This is a genomic window from Methylomonas koyamae (assembly GCF_006483455.1).
Lineage (GTDB): Bacteria > Pseudomonadota > Gammaproteobacteria > Methylococcales > Methylomonadaceae > Methylomonas > Methylomonas koyamae_B.
On the sequence record NZ_PPPU01000015.1, the window covers coordinates 30,334 to 51,035 of the forward strand.

Sequence of the window (20,702 nt, forward strand, 5' to 3'; positions counted from 1 at the left end):
CGGGCTATTTTCGGTTGATCAGATTGAGGAACTCGGAGCGGGTGCTGATTTCCTGGCGGAAAATGCCGCTCATCACCGAGGTGGTCATCACCGAGTTTTGTTTTTCGACGCCGCGCATCATCATGCATAAATGTTTGGCTTCGATCACGACCGCGACGCCGCGGGCGTCGATAGCGGTTTCCACCGCGTCGGCGATTTGCCGGGTCAGTTGTTCCTGGATCTGTAGCCGGCGGGCGTACATGTCGACGATGCGCGCCAATTTCGACAAGCCCAGTACCTTGCCTTGCGGCAGGTAACCGATGTGGCATTTGCCGATGAAGGGCAGCAGATGGTGTTCGCACAGCGAATAGAGTTCGATGTCCTTGACGATGACCATGTCTTCGGTATCGGCTTGAAAAATGGCCCCGTTCAAGACGTCGTCCAGGTTTTTTTCGTAACCGTTGTTCAGGAACTTAAAGGCTTTCGCGGCCCGTTTCGGCGTATCGCGCAAACCTTCCCGGTTCACGTCTTCGCCTATTGCCTGAATGATTTTGGAGAAATATTCTTCCATCGCCGCCCCTGGGTAAAAAAATGCCGTGAGTATACAGGATCAAAAAGTAAATGCCAGAGCGTCCAAAATCACCTCAAAACCGGCGCCGGGTTTGCCGGCATTCTCGCTCAGATGCCGGCGCCAGGCCCGGGCCCCGTCCACGCCGTGGAACAAGCCGAGCATGTGCCGGGTGATGTTATGCAGACGTTGGCCTGACCGAATTTGCTGTTCTATGTAATCCTGCATCGCCATCACGATCTGCTGCCGGCTGGGTAGCGGCCGTTCATCCCGGAAAATCCGAGCGTCGACCTGCACCAGCAGGAACGGGTTATGGTAAACCTCGCGGCCGAGCATGATGCCGTCGACTTGGCTCAATAAGGCTTCGGCCGCATCCAGAGTATTAATGCCACCATTTATCACAATCTCAAGTTCCGGAAAATCTTGCTTCAACTGGAACACCACGTCATAACGCAAGGGCGGAATCTCGCGGTTTTCTTTCGGAGACAGCCCGGACAGCCAAGCCTTGCGGGCATGGACGATGAAGGTTTTACATCCGGCACGGGCGACTGTCGCGATGAAATCGACCAATTCGGTATAGGAGTCGCGGTCGTCGATGCCGATGCGGGATTTGACCGTCACCGGAATCGAAACCGCATCGCGCATGGCCGCGACACAGTCGGCGACCAGTTGCGGTTCGGCCATCAGGCAGGCGCCGAAGCGGCCGTTTTGCACCCGGTCGCTGGGGCAGCCGACGTTTAGATTGATTTCATCATAGCCATAGCGGGCGCCAATTTTGGCGCATTGCGCCAGTTCCTGTGGATTGCTGCCGCCCAATTGCAAGGCAACCGGGTGTTCGGCTGCGTCGAATTGCAAATGCCGTTCGGCATTACCTTGCAATATTGCGCCGGTGGTCACCATTTCGCTATACAGCAGAGCATGCCGGCTTAATAAGCGGTGAAAATAACGGCAATGGCGATCGGTCCAGTCCAACATCGGCGCGACGCTGAACCGGGATGCCGCAAACGGCGGCGGGACGGACGGGGTATTTGTCATACTGTGTTTGGTTAATTTCGGCTGGAATCAGGGTTTGCTCCAGCGGGCGGCGGGGTCGTTTCGGCTAAATTTTTACAAAGGCATTCCTGCGGCTACCGACTATTATTGTACACAGGAGATACGGGATATTTTGGGTTAAGATCGATGCATGACGGAGCGATGGGCCCACTTGTGGTGCCGGGTTAAGTCTTTAGGCTTAGCCATGAGGAGGCGTTTTTGTGCGGCTTTGCCCCCATTTGTGCGTTCCGGAGAGCTGATGTAGTATTCGATTTTAGAGTTAGCGCCCTTGTTAGACGCTTTACCCCGGCTGGTCCAGTATCGCTCGCGTCCGGTACCTGTTGCAGTCAGCCCGGACGGGGTGCCCAAGTCGATCTTGTTCGATCCCCGCGGCGGATTTTCGCGATCGATAGAATTTCAATTTTCGCTTTACATGCCTACCAACATTAATAAACAAAAACAGCGCAGGTACATTCGCTATCCGATCGAGCTGGAAGCCGTGTTGGTGGTCGATAACCGTTTGCAGTTCGACGCAGTGATTTTGGATTTTTGCTTGGGCGGATTTTTCTTGGCGCTGAAGGCGCCCGAGCAAATACCATTGGACAAAGCGGTGAAAATCCAGTTTTCCCTGGATTCGGCGGTCAACGGCGAGAAATATCGGATCGATGCCCGCGCCTTACATGTTGCCGGCGGTGGCATCGGCGTCGCGGTCGAGGATATGCCGCGGGATACGTTTAATGCATTGAAAAAATATGCCAGCGCACCATTGAATGCGTTGTTGGCACCCGGAAACCTGAACCAGCCGGGTAAGTTGGATCAGGAGAAGTTGAGAAATCTGTTCAAGGTGTTCTTGATCGAAAACCTGCCGCCGGTGCTGAACCACTATTACGAGATGGTGGGCAACTATATCGCCGACTCCAGTCAATACAGCGAATGCTTTACCAATCAGTCGATGCTCGACGATTTAATCACGGTATTGAAAACCGGGCGGGAAACATTTATAAGCGAATTCTGTACTTCGGTATTGTCCCATGTCGACGGCATTGCCCGGAACGAGCCCGATAAAGAGCGTTTGATTCCCGACTACAACGTGCTTTCCCTGGTCGAGAAAGAGGACTTCGAAGACTGGCTGAATATGTCGTTGATCATCAGAAAGCTGGCTAACCATTACGACGAGCAAATCAATCTGGTCGCCGGCGAGATCGGCCGGATATTCGGTTTCAGCGAGAGTGGCGTCGTTAACCCCCTCAGCCCAGCGGTGTTGTGCGACAGTTTTCGCGAGTTGGTGATCCAGCTGGATTTGACGCGGAAAATCAATAGTCTGGTCTATAGCGCATTCGGCAAGGTGCTATTCAATGACTTGAACGGCGTTTACCAGAAAACTTACATGTTTTTGTCGCGGAACCAATCTGCGGACAAGAGAACTCCGCGGCAGCCGCATTGGAGCGATATCGGCAAATCCAGGGGGCTAGGCGGAGGGAACGTCGCCGACCGCTCAGGGCTCGGCGAACAGCAAACGCCCACTGAATTGAGTCAGGTAACGGGAGGCGGCGACACGCGGGAACGGCGGCCGCTAGGCCAGGTCGCGGCGACGTTGCTGGATTTGTTGACCGAGACCGGCATCGACTATCCCGAGCTTGCCGCACCTGCCGCGACCGCGCGCCAGGCGTCGGCCGCGGCGCTGTTCGACCGCGATGAAATTGCCACGGCCATCGCCCGGTTGCAGGAAAATCTGGCCGGAGAACCCAAGTTGCACTGGGATGCGTCGCTGCTGAAAAAACGCTTGCAGGATACGCTGAGCGGCTTGGGGCTGGGGGCGAAATCGATTTCCGCGTCCGATATGCAACATCTCGATCTCTATGGCCGGTTTTTCGAAACCTTGTTCAACGACGTGGCGCCCGAGTCCGAGATCAAACCGGCGCTGGAACGTATCCACTTGCCTTTACTGTCTCTTGCATTGCGCGGCGACGATTTTTTAAACGCCGATTTACATCCGGTAAAAAGCATTTTGAACCAATTGTCGGTATTGGAGCCGGCGGTCAAAAGTAATCGGGTGGTAAAAAATATCAATATTAAAACCGCGGTAGACGATATTGTTGCCCGGATCAATAGCGAATCTCAAACCAACCCTGAGGTCTTCAAGCAAGCCGAGCGCGAGTTGGGCGAACTTACCCGGCAAGTGACCCGATCGGTCGATACCAATGTCAAACGCATCATAGAAACTTACGAAGGCCAACAGAAGCTGGAAAAGGCCCGGCATTCGGTACAGGACGAAATCGACAAGCGTATTGCCGGCCGGGTGGTGCCTAAAGTCATCCCGGAATTATTGCAATACGGCTGGCAACACCTGCTGCTGATCGCCGAATTGAACTGCGAACGTAAACCCGAGGAAAAACGCACCTATTTGAAGGTGTTCGACGATCTATTGTTCTGGCTGTTCGAACAGGATTCGATGCTGAAAATTCAGGCGGCGACGATCCAGACCACGCTGGATTACGTCAAGGAGCAGTTGACCTCGGTATGTACCAACGTGTTTTTACTGGACAGTGTGGTCGATGAATTGACCGCGTTGTTGCTGGGTAGCGGCGACCCGAAGGTACGCAAACCGGTCGAGACGGTCAGAATTCCGCCGGCCGATACCGGAAGTCATAAAGAACGCCCGCTCAAGGAAGACGCCTGGATGGCGCAGGTCGAGCAGCTCAGTGTTGGCGATTGGTTTACCTTGCTGCGCGACGGCCAAGGCTTCGAATCGATGAAATTGGTGTGGGTCGGTGATTTGTTGCAATTGTATGTGTTCGTTAATCGAGACGGGCTGAATAAATTGGAGTTGAGCCGGGAGGAGCTGGCCGACCTGATGCGTAAAGGCGAAGCCATAAAAATGGAAAGTCTGGATTCGCCCTTGGTCGACAGAACGACCAATTTGATGCTGCAGAAGATGCATGAAAAACTGCTGTTCAATGCCACGCACGATCCGGTGACCGAACTGTTTACCAGGGACGAGTTCAGTAAGCAGCTCAAAAACGAGACCGCCAGAATCGGTGAAGCCCACCATATGCTGTGTCATATGGAAGTCTTGGATTTGCGGGTGATCGCCAATATTTGCGGCACTGCCGGGGTCGAGCAATTGTTGAAGAGTTTGGCGGCAACGCTATCGCAACACGTCGAACACAACGATTTGCTGGCGCGGTTGGGCGATGAATCGTTCGCGATTTTGTTCAAAAACTGTTCCGCGGCGGAGGGTTTGGCGTCGGCGCGTAAGCTGGTGAAAGTGGTTAACGAGGCACATTTTCAATGGCAGGAAAGCAGCTTTTCGATCAGCGTCAGCCTGGGTTTGGTGCCGTTCGCCGCCGAATGCTACGACGTACAGGAATTGCTGCGGCGGGCGGATTCAGCCAGCATGTCGGCCGAACGCTCAGGGCCGAACAATGTATTGGTGTTTTCCAGCGACGACGAGAATTTGCGTTATCAGGAAAAACTGCACGAATGGATCGGCCGGATCGACAAAGTTTTTGCCGAAAACCGTTTGTTTGCCCGTTGCCAGATGATCGCAGGCACCGATCCCGTCACCGCCAGCCATTTGCATTACGAGATATTGCTTGGCGTCACCGGCGAGGACGGCAACGTCATTGCCCCCGACCATTTCATCCCTGCGGTGGAACGTTGTCAGCGCATGCCGGAAATCGATCAATGGGTGGTCAGCAATGTATTCGACTGGATCGGTAACAATCGCGAGTTATTCAATAGAATCGACGGTTTCTCGATCAATCTGTCCGGGCAGTCGATCAATAGCGAGGATTTTCTGGAGTTTCTGAAATCGGTGTTGGCGGCAGGCAGCGTACCTTGCGAAAAAATCACGTTCGAAATCACTGAAACCGTGGCGGCGGAGAATTTGGGATTTACCAAGAAATTTATCGGCGCGATCAAACAGTTCGGCTGTAAATTTTCGCTCGACGATTTCGGTTCCGGATACTCGTCCTATTCCTACCTGAAAAATCTCAACGTCGATTATCTGAAGATAGACGGCGCTTTTGTCAAAGACATGCATAACAACAAGGCCGATGTTGCCATTGTCAAGTCGATGAACGAAATTGCTCATTCCATGGGCTTGCAAACTATCGCCGAATACGTCGAGAACGACGAAATCAGGACGCTATTGAAAGGGATAGGGGTGGACTTTTGCCAGGGCTACGGCATCGAAAAGCCGATCCGGCTGCTGGAATTGAGCGAAAAGCTGCCGCCCAGCGAGTCGTTTTCGTTCGAAAACGTCGAATTTTGGGGATTTTGATCGCTGTGAAATCCGCCAGTTACCGGCCGGCGGAACCCTGTCGCGGCCGGTAGTCCGGGCTTATACCTTGAATTGCGACACCGCTTGTTCCAGTTCCTTGGCCAGATCGGTCAATTCTATGCCGGATTTCAGCGAGGCCCTTGCGGTATCGACGCCGGTTTCGGCGATCTCGGTGATCTTGATCACGGTATAGCTGACTTCCTCGGTCACCGCATTTTGTTGCTCGGCAGAGGTGGCGATCTGGGTGTTCATCGTGCTGATGGTCGCCACCGACTGGGTAATTGCGCCCAGGGCCTGACCCGATGCCTGAGCTTTTTCCACGCTCTGTTCGGCCAGTGTCCGGCTGGCATTCATCGCGACGACGGCTTGTTTCGAGCCTGATTGCAGCTTTTCTATCATGCTCTGGATTTCGCTGGTCGATGACTGCGTGCGGCTGGCCAGAGTACGTACTTCGTCGGCGACCACGGCGAAGCCGCGGCCGTGTTCTCCGGCGCGGGCCGCTTCAATCGCCGCGTTCAGCGCCAGCAGATTGGTTTGTTCGGAAACGCTGCGAATCACATCCAGAATGCTGCTGATGTCGTTGACGTGGTTTTCCAGATTGCTGACCGTTCCCGCCGCATCGGCAATTTCTCGGGCCAGTGCGTTTATCGAGCCGACTGCCTGCTGCACTACGGTCTGCCCGGCGCGGGCTTGGCGGTCGGTTTCCGCCGCGGCTCCGGCCGCCTGCGAAGCATTGCGGGCCACCGCTTGCACGGCCGCAGCCATTTCCGTCATGGCCGACGCAACCTGTTCGATATATTCTTTTTGCGACTGAGCCCCGGCTGAGTTGTTCTCTACGGCCCGCAGCAGTACTTCGGCATTCCGTTGTAAGGTTTGCGAGTAGCCGCTGACCTTGCCGACAATTTTGTGAATACTTTCTGCGGCGTGGTCGAAGTCTTGCGCCATGACGCCGATTTCGTCGCTGGGCGAGAACCGGGTGCGGACGGTGAGGTTGCCGGTGCCGAAGGCTTTGGCGAATTTGCTGAGCGCATTGATGGAGTTGACGATATTAGTCGGCACGGTGAACGCCATGCCGACGCCGATGACAATGCCCAAGATCAGACACACCACGATGATGGTATTGGCCTGGCCGACCAGCGCCACGGTTTTGCCGGCGATTTCCTGAGCTTTGCTCCAGCCGTCCTGTTCCGCGGCGGCGGCCGATTGCCGGGCGCTGGCGGCGATTTGGTCCATTTTGGCGACGATTTGTTTCAGGCGGGTGTCGTTGTCGATCCATTGCGCCGCGGCGTTTTGGTATTTTGCGGTTTCGGCCCGAGCTTTATCGATGCGTTCGTGTTCGGTCGGTTCGGGCGTAATTGCGGCGAGTTTGTCGTACAACACCATCAATGCCGGTAATTCCTGCTGCATTTGTTGGTAATACTGGCGGTCCTTGTAAAGCCGTTCTTCCTTTTCGTGTTGAATGATGGTCTGCGCCAGCGACTTGATGCGGTTGACCAGAATGTATTTTTGTACCTTGCCGTTCAGTTCGGTCTGGCTGGCGCCGTTTTCCAACAGTTTGGCATATTCCGTTTCTTGCTTTTCGGCAAAGGCGTCGGCTTCGGCCAGTACCGCTCTGCCGCTGTTGACCATGGTGTCGACCGCTTGCCGATTGTTTTTCAATGCGGCGACGCCGTTATCGTATAACTCGCGGAAATCTTTGACATTGTTGCGCACTGAGGCCGATTGTTCCAACAAGGCTTTATCGGAGAAGGTGTTGCCTATCTTGTCGACTTTGTTCAGGTTGTCGTCCATGGTGTTCAACACCTGCTTGGCGCGGCTATAGGTTTCCTCGCGTTCGTAGAGCAGGTAATTGAGCTGCTCTATCGTCGCGTCGTAGGCGCCGGCGTGCACGTCGACGGCCAGTTTAACGGCCGGCACCTTCCATTCTGCGATTTCGTCGAGACTTGATCCCAACCGGCCGATGTAGATCCAGGCTAACAGCCCGAATATGACTAAGATCAGTACCAGAGCCGAAAAGCTGGCGATCAATTTGTTCCGTATGGTGAGTTGCATTAAAGATTTTCCAAAGGTTGAAGGCGTATCAGACGGCAGGTAGGCTAGACAATTCGCCGGCTTGCGCCGGTTTTTCGAAAGTGTAGACCATATTTTTGGGGAAGGAGTGCTGTGACGCCCGCAGTCACAGCGAGCCTCCGCCTTGCTGGGAGTTGAGGACGGAGCGAGGTTGGCGCTAGTGGTTTTGGGGCTTGGCAGGTGCCAGACGCGCTGGCCCGGGCCGATACTTCAAAGTTTCGGCTCGGGCCAGTCCATAGGCTAAATCCAGTCGGAGTCGTCGGAGCCGGCGGTATCGAAGTCGTTCGATCCGTCGCTGGCATAATCGTTCGGCTCGTCCGCGGTCGCGGCGGCAATCGCCTCGTCGCCGTAGTAGTTGTTGATGACCGTCGGTTCCGCCAAGCTATCGTGCGAGGGTTGGCTCCACAGCGATTGGCCGCCGCCGTGATGGCCCAATAGGCTTTCGATGCCTTGATATAGAAACGATCCGGCGACGACGCCGGCGGCAGTGGTGGCGATGTTGCCCAGAAAGCTTGAGCCGCCGCCGAACGCGCTGGCTTGCGGTGGCATCGGCGCGTTGCGCGGCACCTGGTAATTGCCGACGCCGGGAACGCCGCCAGCAGCTGGTGCTGGCGCCCACGGATCGTTGCTCAAAAATCCGCCGCGCGGTGCCGCCGCGGCGCTATTTTGCAATTGCTGTTGCAGGTCGGCGATCTGGCTTTTGGCGCTGTTCAACGCTTGTTCCAGTAACATGGCCCGCTGCACCAGCAGGTAGGCGGCATCGGGTTGTTTGGCGACGCCGTCGGCAATCAACTGCGCGGCTTCCGCATCTTTGGCGCTGATTCTGGCCTCGGTCAATTGATTTAAGAACAGGTTGAGTTGATCGCGTTCTTGAGGATTCATTCGAATGGCTCCGTTTTTGAGAATATTGGCCGCTCAGCGGTTGCGCAGCAGACCCCAGGGGTAGCTTAAAGGTTCCGGAACGATGTGGGGCAAGCTGCGCCGATTTTCAACGCCTGAACCTTCGGCCGCGGCCGGATTGCGCATGGGCGCCGGTCAGGAGCGCTGTCGACGCGCTTCGCGCTCGGCGGCTTTTTCGGCGCGGATCGAGGCCAGTTCCATCATCTCGGCCTCTATCATCTCCGGAGTTTCCAGTGTGATTCGGCCGATAGTGCCGGCACGCAACTCGGTCAGTAGCAGTTTGGCCGCCTTGTCCAGTTCGACGATGCCGCCGGCGCGCAAGCAGCCGCGTTTGGCACCTATCGCTTCCAGCAAGGCTTGCGATTCTTCCGCTAGGGTTTCCATTCGATAGCGTTGGCGCATTAGTTCCGGATACACACGACGCAGGTAATCCAGCGTATACAAAGCAATATCGGCGTGTTCGAACGCGGTGTCCTTGACGGCACCGGTGGCGGCCAGCCGGTAACCGCTGTGCCGGTTCTCGACGTTAGGCCACAGTACGCCAGGCGTGTCGGACAGCACGATATTCTTGCCCAGGTTGATGCGTTGTTGCTGTTTGGTCACGGCCGGTTCGTTGCCGGTTTTGGCGATGGTCCTGCCGGCCAGTACGTTGATGATGGTCGATTTGCCGACATTCGGGATGCCCATGATCATGGTTCTGACCACTTTGCCGGCGGCGGTTTTTTCCGGCAGCATTTTGCCGCACAGGTCGATGATCTGTTTGATTTTGTCGGGTTGTTGCGTGGTTACCGCCAGGGTTTTCACCGCTTGCTCGAGTTCCAGATACGCCTGCCACTGCTTGGTCAGTTCCGGATCGGCCAGGTCGGTTTTGTTCAATACCCGGATACAGGGTTTGCTGCCGCGCAGTCTGGCCAGCATCGGGTTTTGACTGCTGTAAGGGATGCGGGCGTCGAGGATTTCGATCAGCAGATCGATCTCAGGCAGCGCATATTTGATTTCTTTGCTGGCCTTGTGCATATGGCCGGGGTACCACTGGATTTGCATGAGCGGTTGTCTGCGGTCGGGAATGGAGCGCAATTGTAACGTAGTTGCGCAGGTGCGGCAGCGGCGAGCGGCGCTAATCCGGTCGCGGCGGTAGACGTTGTTTGTCCGGGTTTGCTACAATCTGCCGAATTTTTGGTGCTTTCGGCACATCTCAACCCCAGTCCTTCACAATCATCCCGGAGAAAATTCTATGGCAATTAAAGTTGCAATTAACGGTTACGGCCGTATCGGTCGCAATGTTCTGCGCGCACTGTACGAGGCCGGTCGCACCAACGAAATTCAAGTGGTTGCGATCAACGATTTGGGCGATTCCAAAACCAATGCGCATTTGACCAAATACGACACCGTTCATGGCAAATTCCCGTTTGATGTGACAGTGGATGGCGATTACATTGTGGTTAATGGCGACCGCATCCGGGTTTTCGCCGAGCGCGATCCGGCTAAATTGCCTTGGGGTGAACTGGGCATCGACGTCGTGCACGAGTGCACCGGTTTCTTTACCAGTAAAGCCAAAGCTTCCGCGCACATTTCTGCCGGCGCCAAAAAAGTCATCATTTCCGCTCCAGGCGGTAACGACGTCGACGCCACCGTGGTTTACGGCGTCAACCACCAAACCCTGAAAGCGTCCGATACCGTGATTTCCAACGCGTCTTGCACCACCAACTGCTTGGCACCGCTGGTTAAACCGTTGATGGACACCATCGGCGTCGACCACGGTTTGATGACCACGATCCACTCGTACACCAACGACCAAGTGCTGACCGACGTTTATCACAGCGATTTGCACCGCGCCCGTTCTGCGACCCAGTCCATGATCCCGACCAAAACCGGCGCCGCTGCCGCAGTGGGTTTGGTATTACCGGAAATGAAAGGCAAACTGGACGGTTTCGCCATGCGGGTTCCGACCATCAACGTTTCCGTGGTCGATTTGTGCTTCCAGGCCTCGCGCAACACCACCAAGGAAGAAATCGACAGCATTCTGCGCGAAGCGGCTAACGGTTCTTTGAAAGGCATTTTGGCGATCAACGATGAGCCTTTGGTGTCTTCCGATTTCAACCACAATCCGCACTCGTCGATTTACGAAGCGGGTCTGACCAAAGTGACCGGCGGTAACTTCGTTAAAGTCTTGTCCTGGTACGACAACGAGTGGGGTTTCTCCAACCGTATGTTGGACACCACCATTGCGCTGCATAACGCCAAATAAAGGGATTACATGCTGTTACGAAGAACCAAAATCCTGGCGACGCTGGGACCCTCCACGGACAAGCCGGGCGTACTCGAGGAATTGTTCGACGCGGGTATCGATGTCGTCCGTTTGAATTTCTCGCACGGTTCCGCTCAGGATCATATCGACCGTGCCAACCGCGTGCGGGAACTGAGCAAGAAAACCGGCCGCAGGGTCGGTATTCTGGCCGACCTGCAAGGCCCGAAAATCCGGATCGAGCGTTTCAAGGAAAACAAAGTCTGGCTGGACGAAGGCCAAGACTTTGCCTTGGACATCAATCTTGGTAAATACGACGGCGACCATACTCAGGTCGGTATCAGCTACGAGCCGCTGGCGCGCGAAGTCAAGCCGGGCACTCGCCTGCTGTTGGACGACGGTCGGGTGGTGCTGGACGTGGTCAACGTCGAGAACGGCACCCGCGTCAACACCAAAGTGGTGGTCGGCGGCGACTTGTCCAACAACAAGGGCATCAACCTGCTGGGCGGTGGTTTGTCGGCGGCGGCGTTGACCGACAAGGACAAAGAAGACATCAAAACCATCGCGGTGATTCAGGCCGACTACGTGGCGATTTCGTTCCCGCGCACCGCCGACGACATGCACGAAGCCCGTGCCTTGTTGGAAGCGGCCGGCTCCTATGCCGGTTTGGTGGCGAAAATCGAACGGGCCGAAGCCATGGACGTGATCGATGAGATCATCATGGCCTCCGACGCGATCATGGTCGCCCGCGGCGACTTGGGTGTGGAAATCGGCGACGCCAACTTGCCGGCGGCGCAAAAGCACTTGATCAAACGTTCGCGCGAATTGAACCGGGCCGTGATTACTGCAACGCAGATGATGGAGTCGATGATCGAAAATCCGATCCCGACCCGCGCCGAGGTGTTCGACGTTGCCAACGCGATTGTCGACGGTACCGATGCGATCATGCTGTCGGCGGAAACCGCTTCCGGCAAGCATCCGGTGAAAACCGTGCAAGCCATGGTGCGCATCTGCTGGGAGACCGAAAAGCAACCGAGCGTGACTCATTCACATCACCGCATGACCGATAGCTTCTCGGCGATCGACGAAGCCATCGCGATGTCGGCGATGTACATGGCCAACCACACCAAGATCAGCGGCGTGGCCTCGTTGACCGAGTCCGGCTCGACCCCGTTGTGGATGTCGCGGATCAACTCCAACATCCCCATTTATGCGTTCAGCAGCCACGAAAAAACGCTGGGCCGGGTGACGTTGTACCGCGGCGTATTCCCGATTCCGTTCAGCCGCGAATCGATGGAAAAAGCCGAAGTCAACAAAGCCATCATCGATAAGCTGCGTACCCGCGGTGTGGTCAACAAAGGCGATACCTACATCATCACCAAAGGCGACGCGACCGGCCATCAAGGCGGTACCAACTCGCTGAAAGTGGTCACCGTAGAAGACTGATCGGTTTTTGCCCTAAATCAAAACGCGGCGTTCCGGCTTCGGCCGGACGCCGCGTTTTTTGTTTGTGGGACCGGCGAGCGGGAGTGTGGGGGCTTGGGTTATTCTATGAGCCATTAACTCCGTACTTAAATACCGTTTGCCCTGAACGTGTCGAAGATCCCGTCTCCTCTGGCTTCCATCAGCTTAGCCCGACCGGGATTCCAGGATAAATTCGGCGAATCATTACGGCTTGGCAAATTACTCACTGGACAGACCGAGGCACGAACCACCGAATATCGCGCTGTAAGTTCATAGACTTACCAGGTACTTTCGTACCGGTACGCGGGTGCCATGACAAGTCGCGACGATTGTTTTAGAGTGACGATGCTCAAAATGTGAGCTTACCGTAGTTACTCAGAGGAGGATCTGCCATGGGTATCCGAAAAAATCACACCACATTAACGCCGGACGAAAAGGCGCGTTTCATTGCCGCTCTTTTGCAACTCAAAGCTAACGGCGTCTACGACCGATATGTGCGTCATCACCGTGAGCTATTCAACAGTGGGATTCATCGCAGCGTGTTGTTTTTGCCATGGCACCGGGAGTTTTTGCGGCGACTTGAACTTGACCTGCAGGCTATTGACGCCTCGGTAAGCTTACCCTATTGGGATTGGACTACCGACCGTAACGCCAACTCGAGTCTTTGGGATGATGATTTCATGGGCGGCAACGGCGTTCCGCGCGGCGGCGCAGTGCAAAACGGCCCGTTCGCATTCGGTAGCGGTCGGTGGCCGTTGACTGAGCGCGATTCCCCCAGCGATCCCGTCGAACTTACTCGCGACCTGCAACTCAGTCAGTTACCCACCGCCAATACCGTGCGTGCCGTATTGGCTAGCGTGCCTTATCGAGTATTCGTGCGCAACGCGGAGAACCAAAGCCATAACACGGTGCATACGTCGGTCGGCGGTGCCGCGGGTACCGCCAGTTCGCCCAACGATCCGATCTTTTTTCTTTTGCATTGCAATGTAGATCGGCTTTGGGCGCTGTGGCAACGCCAACACCCTGATCAGGCAGCGTTCCAAGGCGATGCCAATTTCAATTTGAACACGCCGCTAGAGCCCTGGCAAAATGAAGTGTCGCCACCGACGCCGGGGAGTGTTATTAACCATACGACCCTGGGATACAGCTACGACGACGAATTGGCGCAACCTCAGCAAATTATCGATTTGACGGTGGGGGCGGCTCCGCGGCCGGCCAATATCGGACTCGCCAGCGAGCGCGACTGGTATCGCTTTTTGGCGCCGACAGCCGGGATCTATACGCTGGAAACAAGTGGGCCAACCGATGTATTCATGTCGCTATTCGGGCCTAACAATCAGACCGATCTGGTTACCAGCGACGACGATAGCGGCCCTGAAACCAATGCTCGAATCGAAACCCAGTTATCGGCAGGTACCTATTTTATCGAGCTGCGCCATTATCAGGCTGGCGGCACCGGTCCATACGGGATTGCAGTGGGCGGCAATTTATCGCCCAATCCACCGCCTGGGTTGCCGGAAATCTTGGTCAACGGCCCGGTGGTGCAAGGCAATATCGCCGCTGCGAACGAAAGCGATGTATATACCTTTATGGTTTCCGCTGCCGTCAGCCATACGATTACGACATCCGGTTCGACAGATACCTTTATCAGTCTGTATGGACCCAACAGCCAAACCAGTTTTGTGACGCAAGACGACGATAGCGGACCCGGCACTAATTCGCAAATTGTTCGGGTCCTGCTGCCCGGTCAGTATTTCGTTAGGGTGCGTCATTACAGTCCAACCGGTACCGGGGCTTACGGAATTTCGGTGACTCGCTAGTGAGAGCGGAATTGGAAAGGTACCGATGCCGGAATTAACGCTTCTTCCGAACTAAAATTGACCAGGCGTCGGCATCAATTCTGCCGCAAAATTCGCTTATAGCCTGTCCAATTTGGCATAAGCCAACATCAGCCACTTCAAGCCGGCGTTGCGGAAATTGATTTGTACCCGCTCTTGATCGCCTTCGCCTTCGGTTTGCAGTACGACGCCTTCACCGAATTTCTCGTGGCGGACGGTTTGGCCGAGTTTGAAGCTGCTACCGCCCAGAGTGGCGGATGCCGACGGCGCAGCGGCGGCAGGGCGGGTGACGTTGGCGCGCAAGCGGATTTCCTGTATCGATTCCTGCGGCAATTCGCGCAAAAAGCGCGAGGCCCGCGGATAGCTGTCTTTGCCGTATAGCCGGCGCGATTCGGCGTGGGTCAAATACAGTTGTTGCATGGCACGGGTGATGCCGACATAGCATAGTCTGCGTTCTTCCTGTAACCGGCCGGGATCGTCCAGCGCCTGTTGCGACGGAAACAGGCCTTCTTCCATGCCGACCAGAAACACCAGCTTGAACTCCAGGCCCTTGGCGGAATGCAGCGTCATCAACTGCACGCAATCCTCGTCGGCTTCGCCTTGCATTTCGCCGGCTTCCAGCGCGGCGTGGGCCAGAAACATGTCCAGCTCAGACAGGTTTTCCGCATTCTCGCGATCATAGTCGAACAATCGGGCGGCGTTGACCAACTCTTCCAGGTTTTCCACCCGGGCTTCGCCTTTATCCTGCTTTTCCTTTTTATACAGTTCGATCAGGCCGCTGGTTTCGACGATATGTTTGACGGTTTCGTGCAGACTCCAATCCTGTGTAGCCCGGGCCAGCTCAAGCACTAGAGTCATGAAGCCGCGCAGCGCGTTGGCTGCACGGGCCGGCAACTGGTTTTGTTCCAGCATGGCCTGCGCCGCCTGCCACAAGGACAATTGCTTTTCGCGGGCCAGGAGTCGCATGTCGTCCAGGGTTTTGGCGCCGATGCCGCGGGTTGGCGTATTGACGACCCGTTCGAACGAGGCGTCGTCGTGCGGGTTGCTGGACAGGCGCAGATAGGCGAGGGCGTTCTTGATCTCCATCCGTTCGAAAAAGCGCAGGCCGCCGTAAACCCGGTATGGGGTGGCGGTGGTCATCAAACGTTCTTCGAACTGGCGGGATTGGGCGTTGGAACGGTACAAAATCGCCGTCTCGCTGCGTAGGCCGCCGTCGCGCACCCATTGCCGGATTTTTTCGACGACGAAATAGGCTTCGTCCTGTTCGTTGAACGCAGAGTACAAGGCCAGAGCGTGGCCGTCGCCGGCGTCGGTCCACAGCTCCTTGCCCATCCGGTTGTCGTTGTTGGCGATCAGCGTGTTGGCGGCTTTCAGAATGTGGCCGCTGGAGCGGTAGTTCTGTTCCAGGCGGATCACGCCGTGTTGCGGATAGTGCTTTTGGAAGGCGTAGATATTCTCGATCTTGGCGCCGCGCCAGCCGTAAATCGATTGGTCGTCGTCGCCGACCACGAACAGGTTGTTGTTGCCTTCGGTTAACAGCCGCAGCCAGGCGTATTGGATGGTGTTGGTGTCCTGAAACTCGTCGACGTGGACTTGCTGGAACCGCTCGCGGTAAAAGCTCAATAAATCGGCATTGTCGCGCAGCAGTTCGTGGGCGCGGAGCAGCAGTTCGGCGAAATCGACCAAGCCGGAGCGATCGCACAATTCCTCGTAAGCCAAATAGATCTGGCGCATCTGCCTCAGGTAAAAATCGCCGCTGTCCTGCATGTGGCGGGCGCGGATGCCTTCGTCCTTTTGCCCATTGATGAACCATTGCGCTTGTTTCGGCGGCCATTTGCTGTCGTCCAGGTTCAGATTCTTGATCAGGCGTTTGACGATGCGCAATTGGTCGTCGCTGTCCATCACTTGAAACGTTTCCGGCAGTTTGGCTTGCTTGGCATGTTGCCTGAGCAAGCGGTGGGCCAGACCGTGAAAAGTGCCGATCCACATCGAGCGGGCAGAGGTGTTCAGCAAATCCTCGATCCGGCCGCGCATCTCGTTGGCGGCCTTGTTGGTGAAGGTTACCGCCAGGATGTGGTAGGGCGAGACGTGGTTGATCTTGATATGCCAGGCGATGCGGTGTACCAGCACCCGGGTTTTGCCGCTACCGGCGCCGGCCAGCACCAGCATGGCTTGGGAAGGGGCCGAAACGGCCAGACGTTGCTGGTCGTTTAACGGGGCAATGATAGAAGAGACATCCATTTTTTATAGCTTGCAGATTTCGGGGAGCTGTGTATATTTGCTTGCCTTTAAAGGGAGAGCCTTGCGTCAGGACTAAATAAATACAACACAGAGAGGATTGGAAATGAGCTTCGATTATAAACGTTTGGTCAAGTTTGAGCACAACATCGGCGATAAAGACAAAAAAGTGCGCATGGTTTCAGGAGTGGTTTTGCTGAGCGTGTCTTTGTTTACCGCCAGCGTGTTAATGCTGCTGGTCGGTTTGGTGTTGGTCGCTACCAGCTACTCCGGCTGGTGCCCGGCGTATTCAGGTTTTGGAAAAAACACGCTGAGCGGCGGTTTTGCCGCCACCGATGCCAGCACCGACAACGGCCAATAAATGCGGGACAGCCTGAATTCGCGATGGCGCGAATTCAGGCTGCTGTCATTTTTAGTGTTTCTCGTATTCGCCGTCAATCACAGACCGGTCGCGGGCAGTGTGTCGGAATATCGAACCAGCCTGGGTGGTGGATAAATGCCGCTCGATCAGATAATCGGCTATTTTTCGCCGGACCGCCGGAATCAAGCAGGCGAAGCCGCATAAGTCGGTAAAGAATCCCGGCGTCAGTAATAAGGCCCCACCGACCAACAAGACCGGGCCCTCCACCATTTCATAAGCCGGAATTTCTCCTTGTCTCAAGCCGTTCTGGAACCGGTTCCAGGTTGCAAAGCCCTGTTGCCGTAGTAGCCATGCTCCCAGGGTCGCGGTCAACACCACCAAAAGCACGGTCGGAAAGGTGCCTATGACGCTACCGACCTGCAACAACAGGTAAATTTCCACAAACGGTACGATCAGAAAAGTCAGAAACAGGGCGTGCATGATTTTCATGGTGAGCTGGCCGGGAAAAAAGCGGCTAATACTAAGAGCATCCCAGTAGAAATTCCAGGATAATATCGCGATGTACCAATTGATACTCTGTACCTGTCCCGATGCGGATTGCGCCGAAAATTTGGCGCATGCGCTCATCGCCGAAAAGCTCGCGGCTTGCGTCAACATCGTGCCCGGCGTCCGTTCGGTTTACCAATGGCAAGGCCAAATAGAAACCGCTCAGGAACATTTGCTGCTGATCAAGAGTCGGCAGGACCGTTATCCGGCAATCGAAGCTGCCGTGAAAAAACTCCACCCTTATGAAGTTCCGGAAATTATCGCGCTCGACATTGAACGCGGGTCTCAGGATTATTTGCAATGGATAAATTCATGTTTGATTGGCGTTTGATTTTTTTCTGGGTTTTAGTCACGTTGTCATCGCTGGTCGCGGCTGAAGACAGCCAGGATTTTTTGCCGGCGGAGCAGGCGTTTAAATTAAGCGCAAGCGCTCAAAGCGCCAATAGTGTCGAGCTTAACTGGCAGATCGCCGACGGTTACCACCTGTACCGGGACAAGACCAAGTTTCAGTCGCAGACCGAGGGCATCGTGCTGGGTCAGGCGCAAATGCCCGAAGGTGCTAGCGAACACGATCCCAGCTTGGGCGATGTCGTGGTCTACCGCAATTCGTTGCAGGTAGGGTTGCCGCTGGTAAACGACAAGGGTTTGCCTAAGCTCAAACTGCTGGTGAAGTATCAAGGCTGTGCCGACGCCGGCGTTTGCTACCCGCCGCAAAAAGTGGTGCTGGATATCGGTTTGCCGGCAGCGCCAACGGCGGCGGTCGTCGGCGGCGAAACGGTGCAACAATTCGTCAAGGGCTTGAAAGGTTTGACGGCCAATGTATTTTCCGCAGACTTGTTGCCGGCCGAACAAGCCTTCCGGTTTTTTGCCAGCGTCAAGGATGGGCATACCCTGCAGGCCTCGTGGCTGATTGCGGACGGTTATTACCTGTACAAGGACAAATTGTCGTTGGCGCTACAGGTGCCGACGACGGCGCAATTGGGCAAACTCCCGCTGCCTGAAGGCGATGCCTACCACGATGCCGAATTCGGCCAAGTGCAGATCTACCGTAACCAGGTTAATGTCGATGTGCCGTTAATACGCGGCCAATCGGCGGCCGAAACCGTCCAATTGCTGGCAAAATTTCAGGGCTGCGCCGACCGCGGCGTGTGTTATCCACCGATGCAGCAGACGGTCAGCCTGGATTTGCCGGAGGCGGGTTCGTTACCGGTTGAACCGGCGGCAGCCAACCCGCGGGAGTCGGAGCAAGACCGGATCGTCAATGCTTTGCGCCACGACAGTCTGGCGTTAACCTTGCTCAGCTTTTTCGGCTTCGGTTTACTGCTGGCTTTTACCCCGTGCGTGTTTCCGATGATCCCGATTTTGTCCGGGATTATCGTTGGCCACGGCCATCAGGTCAGCGTCCGCAAAGGGTTTTTGTTGTCTTTGAGTTACGTCTTGGCCTCGGCGTTGATGTACACCGCATTCGGCATTCTGGCCGCGCTGTTCGGCAGTAATTTGCAGGCAACGTTTCAAGAGCCCTGGGTGATTGCGACCTTCTCCGGCTTGTTCGTGTTGCTGGCCTTGTCGATGTTCGGTTTTTACAATTTGGAAGTGCCCAAGTCGATTCAAACCATGCTGCATCGCTCTAGCGATCGCCATCGAGACGGTTCTTATTGGGGGGCGGCAATCATGGGCGCTTTGTCGTCGCTGATCGTCGGGCCGTGTGTGGCGGCGCCGTTGGCAGCGGCATTGATTTACATCGGCCAGACCGGCGATGCGGTGCTGGGCGGAGCGGCCCTGTTCGCGATGGGCTTGGGCATGGGGGCGCCGTTGTTGTTGCTCGGTGCGTCGGCGGGCAAGTTGTTACCTAAATCCGGCAGTTGGCTGAATTCGACCAAGGCCGTGTTCGGTGTGGTGATGTTGGCGGTGGCGGTCTGGATGCTGTCGCGTATTTTGCCGGCCTCCGTGGCGATGCTGTTGTGGGCTTTGCTGTTGGTGATTCCGGCTATCTATCTTGGCGCGATTGAGCCATTGCCGGAAGCCGCCGGCGGTTGGCGCAAGTTATGGAAAGGCCTGGGGTTGGTCATGCTGGTGTTCGGCATTTTACAACTGATCGGCTTGAGCGCCGGCAATTCCAATCCATTGCAGCCGCTGCAAGGCTTGGCTGGCGGTGGTGGCTCGAAGTCTGAACCGGAGGGGCTGCGCTTTGAGCGAGTGGCGAACCTGCCGGAACTCGAGCAGCGGATACAGCAAGCCGCCGCCAGCGGTCGCAACGTGATGTTGGATTTTTATGCGGACTGGTGCGTGTCCTGTAAAGAGATGGAGGCTTATACCTTCACCGATCCGCGCGTAAAACAACGCTTGGCCAATACCGTATTGTTGCAGGCCGATGTCACAGCCAACAACGAAGCGGACCAGGCCTTGTTGAAACGCTTCGATCTGATCGGGCCGCCCGGCATTATCTTCTTCGGCGCAGATGGCCATGAGCGTAGCGGCATGCGCGTGATCGGCTATCAGGATGCCGCCACTTTTTTGAACACTTTGCAGCAATTATGAAGCGGAAAATACTGGTTTTTTGTTTGGTTGCGTTAATAGCCGTCGTCGCGGGTATCGCTTTTTACGGGTACCGGGACCAAACCCCGCCTGCAACAACCGAGCCCGGACCGGAGTTGAATTTCAGCCTGCCGGATTTGCAGGACGTGCCGCAGTCGATAGCGCAATGGCGAGGCAAGATTTTGCTGGTCAATTTTTGGGCGACCTGGTGTCCTCCCTGTTTGAAGGAGATCCCCGAGTTCGTTAAATTGCAGGCCGAATATCAAGATCGCGGCGTGCAATTTGTCGGTATTGCCCTGGAAGATAAGCAGCCGGTGTTGGACTACCAGAGTCAGGTGAAGGTCAATTATCCGCTGCTGATCGGCGGCGAGGACGCGGCGATGTTGGCGCAGCGCTTGGGTAACTTGATCAATACCGTGCCGTTTACCGTGATTGTCGATCCGCAAGGCAAAATCGTGCACCGCCAATTAGGCGAATTGTCCAGGGAAAAAATCCTGGAAGTCATTGAGCCGCTACTGCAGCCTAATTAACGCCAAATACAGGGAAAGCGTTGCTTAGACGGCTAGAAAGCGGTTTATCTGGACAAAAACCTGCGAATTAGGCAGAATTTCGCTTTATTTGATTCTTTCTTGTTCGATATT

General features: G+C 55.6%; 15 protein-coding genes. 8 read left to right on the forward strand and 7 right to left on the reverse strand.

Features of this window, described 5'->3' with window-relative positions; genetic code table 11:
- Positions 1 to 4: 4 nt before the first annotated feature.
- Positions 5 to 550 (reverse strand): GTP cyclohydrolase I FolE, encoded by a 546-nt coding sequence (gene folE / locus C2U68_RS09045; RefSeq protein ID WP_140912158.1) that lies wholly within the window; start codon positions 548 to 550, stop codon positions 5 to 7.
- Between the two features lie 39 nt (positions 551 to 589).
- Complete coding sequence (gene dusA, locus C2U68_RS09050) at positions 590 to 1,582, reverse strand: tRNA dihydrouridine(20/20a) synthase DusA (protein ID WP_140912159.1); 993 nt, start codon at positions 1,580 to 1,582, stop codon at positions 590 to 592.
- A 430-nt stretch (positions 1,583 to 2,012) separates the two neighbouring features.
- Between dusA and C2U68_RS09055 the strand changes: the two genes are divergently transcribed.
- Complete coding sequence (locus C2U68_RS09055) at positions 2,013 to 5,864, forward strand: DUF1631 family protein (protein WP_140912160.1); 3,852 nt, start codon at positions 2,013 to 2,015, stop codon at positions 5,862 to 5,864.
- A 60-nt stretch (positions 5,865 to 5,924) separates the two neighbouring features.
- Here C2U68_RS09055 and C2U68_RS09060 read toward each other — a convergent pair whose 3' ends face one another.
- The 3 genes from C2U68_RS09060 to ylqF form a co-directional block, all read right to left on the reverse strand.
- Positions 5,925 to 7,916 (reverse strand): methyl-accepting chemotaxis protein, encoded by a 1,992-nt coding sequence (locus C2U68_RS09060; protein WP_140912161.1) that lies wholly within the window; start codon positions 7,914 to 7,916, stop codon positions 5,925 to 5,927.
- A 258-nt stretch (positions 7,917 to 8,174) separates the two neighbouring features.
- Positions 8,175 to 8,816, reverse strand: coding sequence for a DUF2076 domain-containing protein (locus tag C2U68_RS09065; RefSeq protein WP_140912162.1), 642 nt, complete (start codon positions 8,814 to 8,816; stop codon positions 8,175 to 8,177).
- A gap of 153 nt (positions 8,817 to 8,969) precedes the next feature.
- Positions 8,970 to 9,878 (reverse strand): ribosome biogenesis GTPase YlqF, encoded by a 909-nt coding sequence (gene ylqF, locus C2U68_RS09070; protein ID WP_140912163.1) that lies wholly within the window; start codon positions 9,876 to 9,878, stop codon positions 8,970 to 8,972.
- A 190-nt stretch (positions 9,879 to 10,068) separates the two neighbouring features.
- Between ylqF and gap the strand changes: the two genes are divergently transcribed.
- From gap to C2U68_RS09085, 3 genes are all read left to right on the forward strand, one after another.
- The gene (gene gap, locus C2U68_RS09075; RefSeq protein ID WP_140912164.1) at positions 10,069 to 11,082 is read left to right on the forward strand and encodes a type I glyceraldehyde-3-phosphate dehydrogenase; all 1,014 of its coding nucleotides are present in this window, start codon (positions 10,069 to 10,071) and stop codon (positions 11,080 to 11,082) included.
- A 9-nt stretch (positions 11,083 to 11,091) separates the two neighbouring features.
- The gene (gene pyk / locus C2U68_RS09080; protein WP_140912165.1) at positions 11,092 to 12,525 is read left to right on the forward strand and encodes a pyruvate kinase; all 1,434 of its coding nucleotides are present in this window, start codon (positions 11,092 to 11,094) and stop codon (positions 12,523 to 12,525) included.
- Between the two features lie 410 nt (positions 12,526 to 12,935).
- Positions 12,936 to 14,363, forward strand: coding sequence for a tyrosinase family protein (locus tag C2U68_RS09085; RefSeq protein WP_140912166.1), 1,428 nt, complete (start codon positions 12,936 to 12,938; stop codon positions 14,361 to 14,363).
- Between the two features lie 96 nt (positions 14,364 to 14,459).
- Here C2U68_RS09085 and uvrD read toward each other — a convergent pair whose 3' ends face one another.
- Positions 14,460 to 16,622: a DNA helicase II gene (gene uvrD, locus C2U68_RS09090; protein ID WP_140912167.1), complete on the reverse strand. Its 2,163-nt coding sequence runs from the start codon at positions 16,620 to 16,622 to the stop codon at positions 14,460 to 14,462.
- Between the two features lie 103 nt (positions 16,623 to 16,725).
- Between uvrD and C2U68_RS09095 the strand changes: the two genes are divergently transcribed.
- Positions 16,726 to 16,980, forward strand: a complete 255-nt coding sequence (locus C2U68_RS09095) for a DUF2892 domain-containing protein (protein ID WP_140912168.1) — start codon at positions 16,726 to 16,728, stop codon at positions 16,978 to 16,980.
- A 51-nt stretch (positions 16,981 to 17,031) separates the two neighbouring features.
- Here C2U68_RS09095 and C2U68_RS09100 read toward each other — a convergent pair whose 3' ends face one another.
- Positions 17,032 to 17,469, reverse strand: coding sequence for an FxsA family protein (locus C2U68_RS09100; RefSeq protein ID WP_140912169.1), 438 nt, complete (start codon positions 17,467 to 17,469; stop codon positions 17,032 to 17,034).
- A 70-nt stretch (positions 17,470 to 17,539) separates the two neighbouring features.
- On the opposite strand from C2U68_RS09100, the gene cutA reads away from it, so the two are divergent.
- The 3 genes from cutA to C2U68_RS09115 are packed head-to-tail and all read left to right on the forward strand — an operon-like array spanning position 17,540 to position 20,591.
- The gene (gene cutA / locus C2U68_RS09105; protein WP_140912170.1) at positions 17,540 to 17,857 is read left to right on the forward strand and encodes a divalent-cation tolerance protein CutA; all 318 of its coding nucleotides are present in this window, start codon (positions 17,540 to 17,542) and stop codon (positions 17,855 to 17,857) included.
- Positions 17,839 to 20,064: a protein-disulfide reductase DsbD gene (locus C2U68_RS09110; RefSeq protein WP_140912171.1), complete on the forward strand. Its 2,226-nt coding sequence runs from the start codon at positions 17,839 to 17,841 to the stop codon at positions 20,062 to 20,064. The genes cutA and C2U68_RS09110 overlap by 19 nt, the downstream gene beginning before the upstream one ends.
- Positions 20,061 to 20,591: a TlpA disulfide reductase family protein gene (locus C2U68_RS09115; RefSeq protein ID WP_186289555.1), complete on the forward strand. Its 531-nt coding sequence runs from the start codon at positions 20,061 to 20,063 to the stop codon at positions 20,589 to 20,591. Before C2U68_RS09110 ends, C2U68_RS09115 begins: the two co-directional genes overlap by 4 nt.
- Positions 20,592 to 20,702 lie beyond the last annotated feature (111 nt).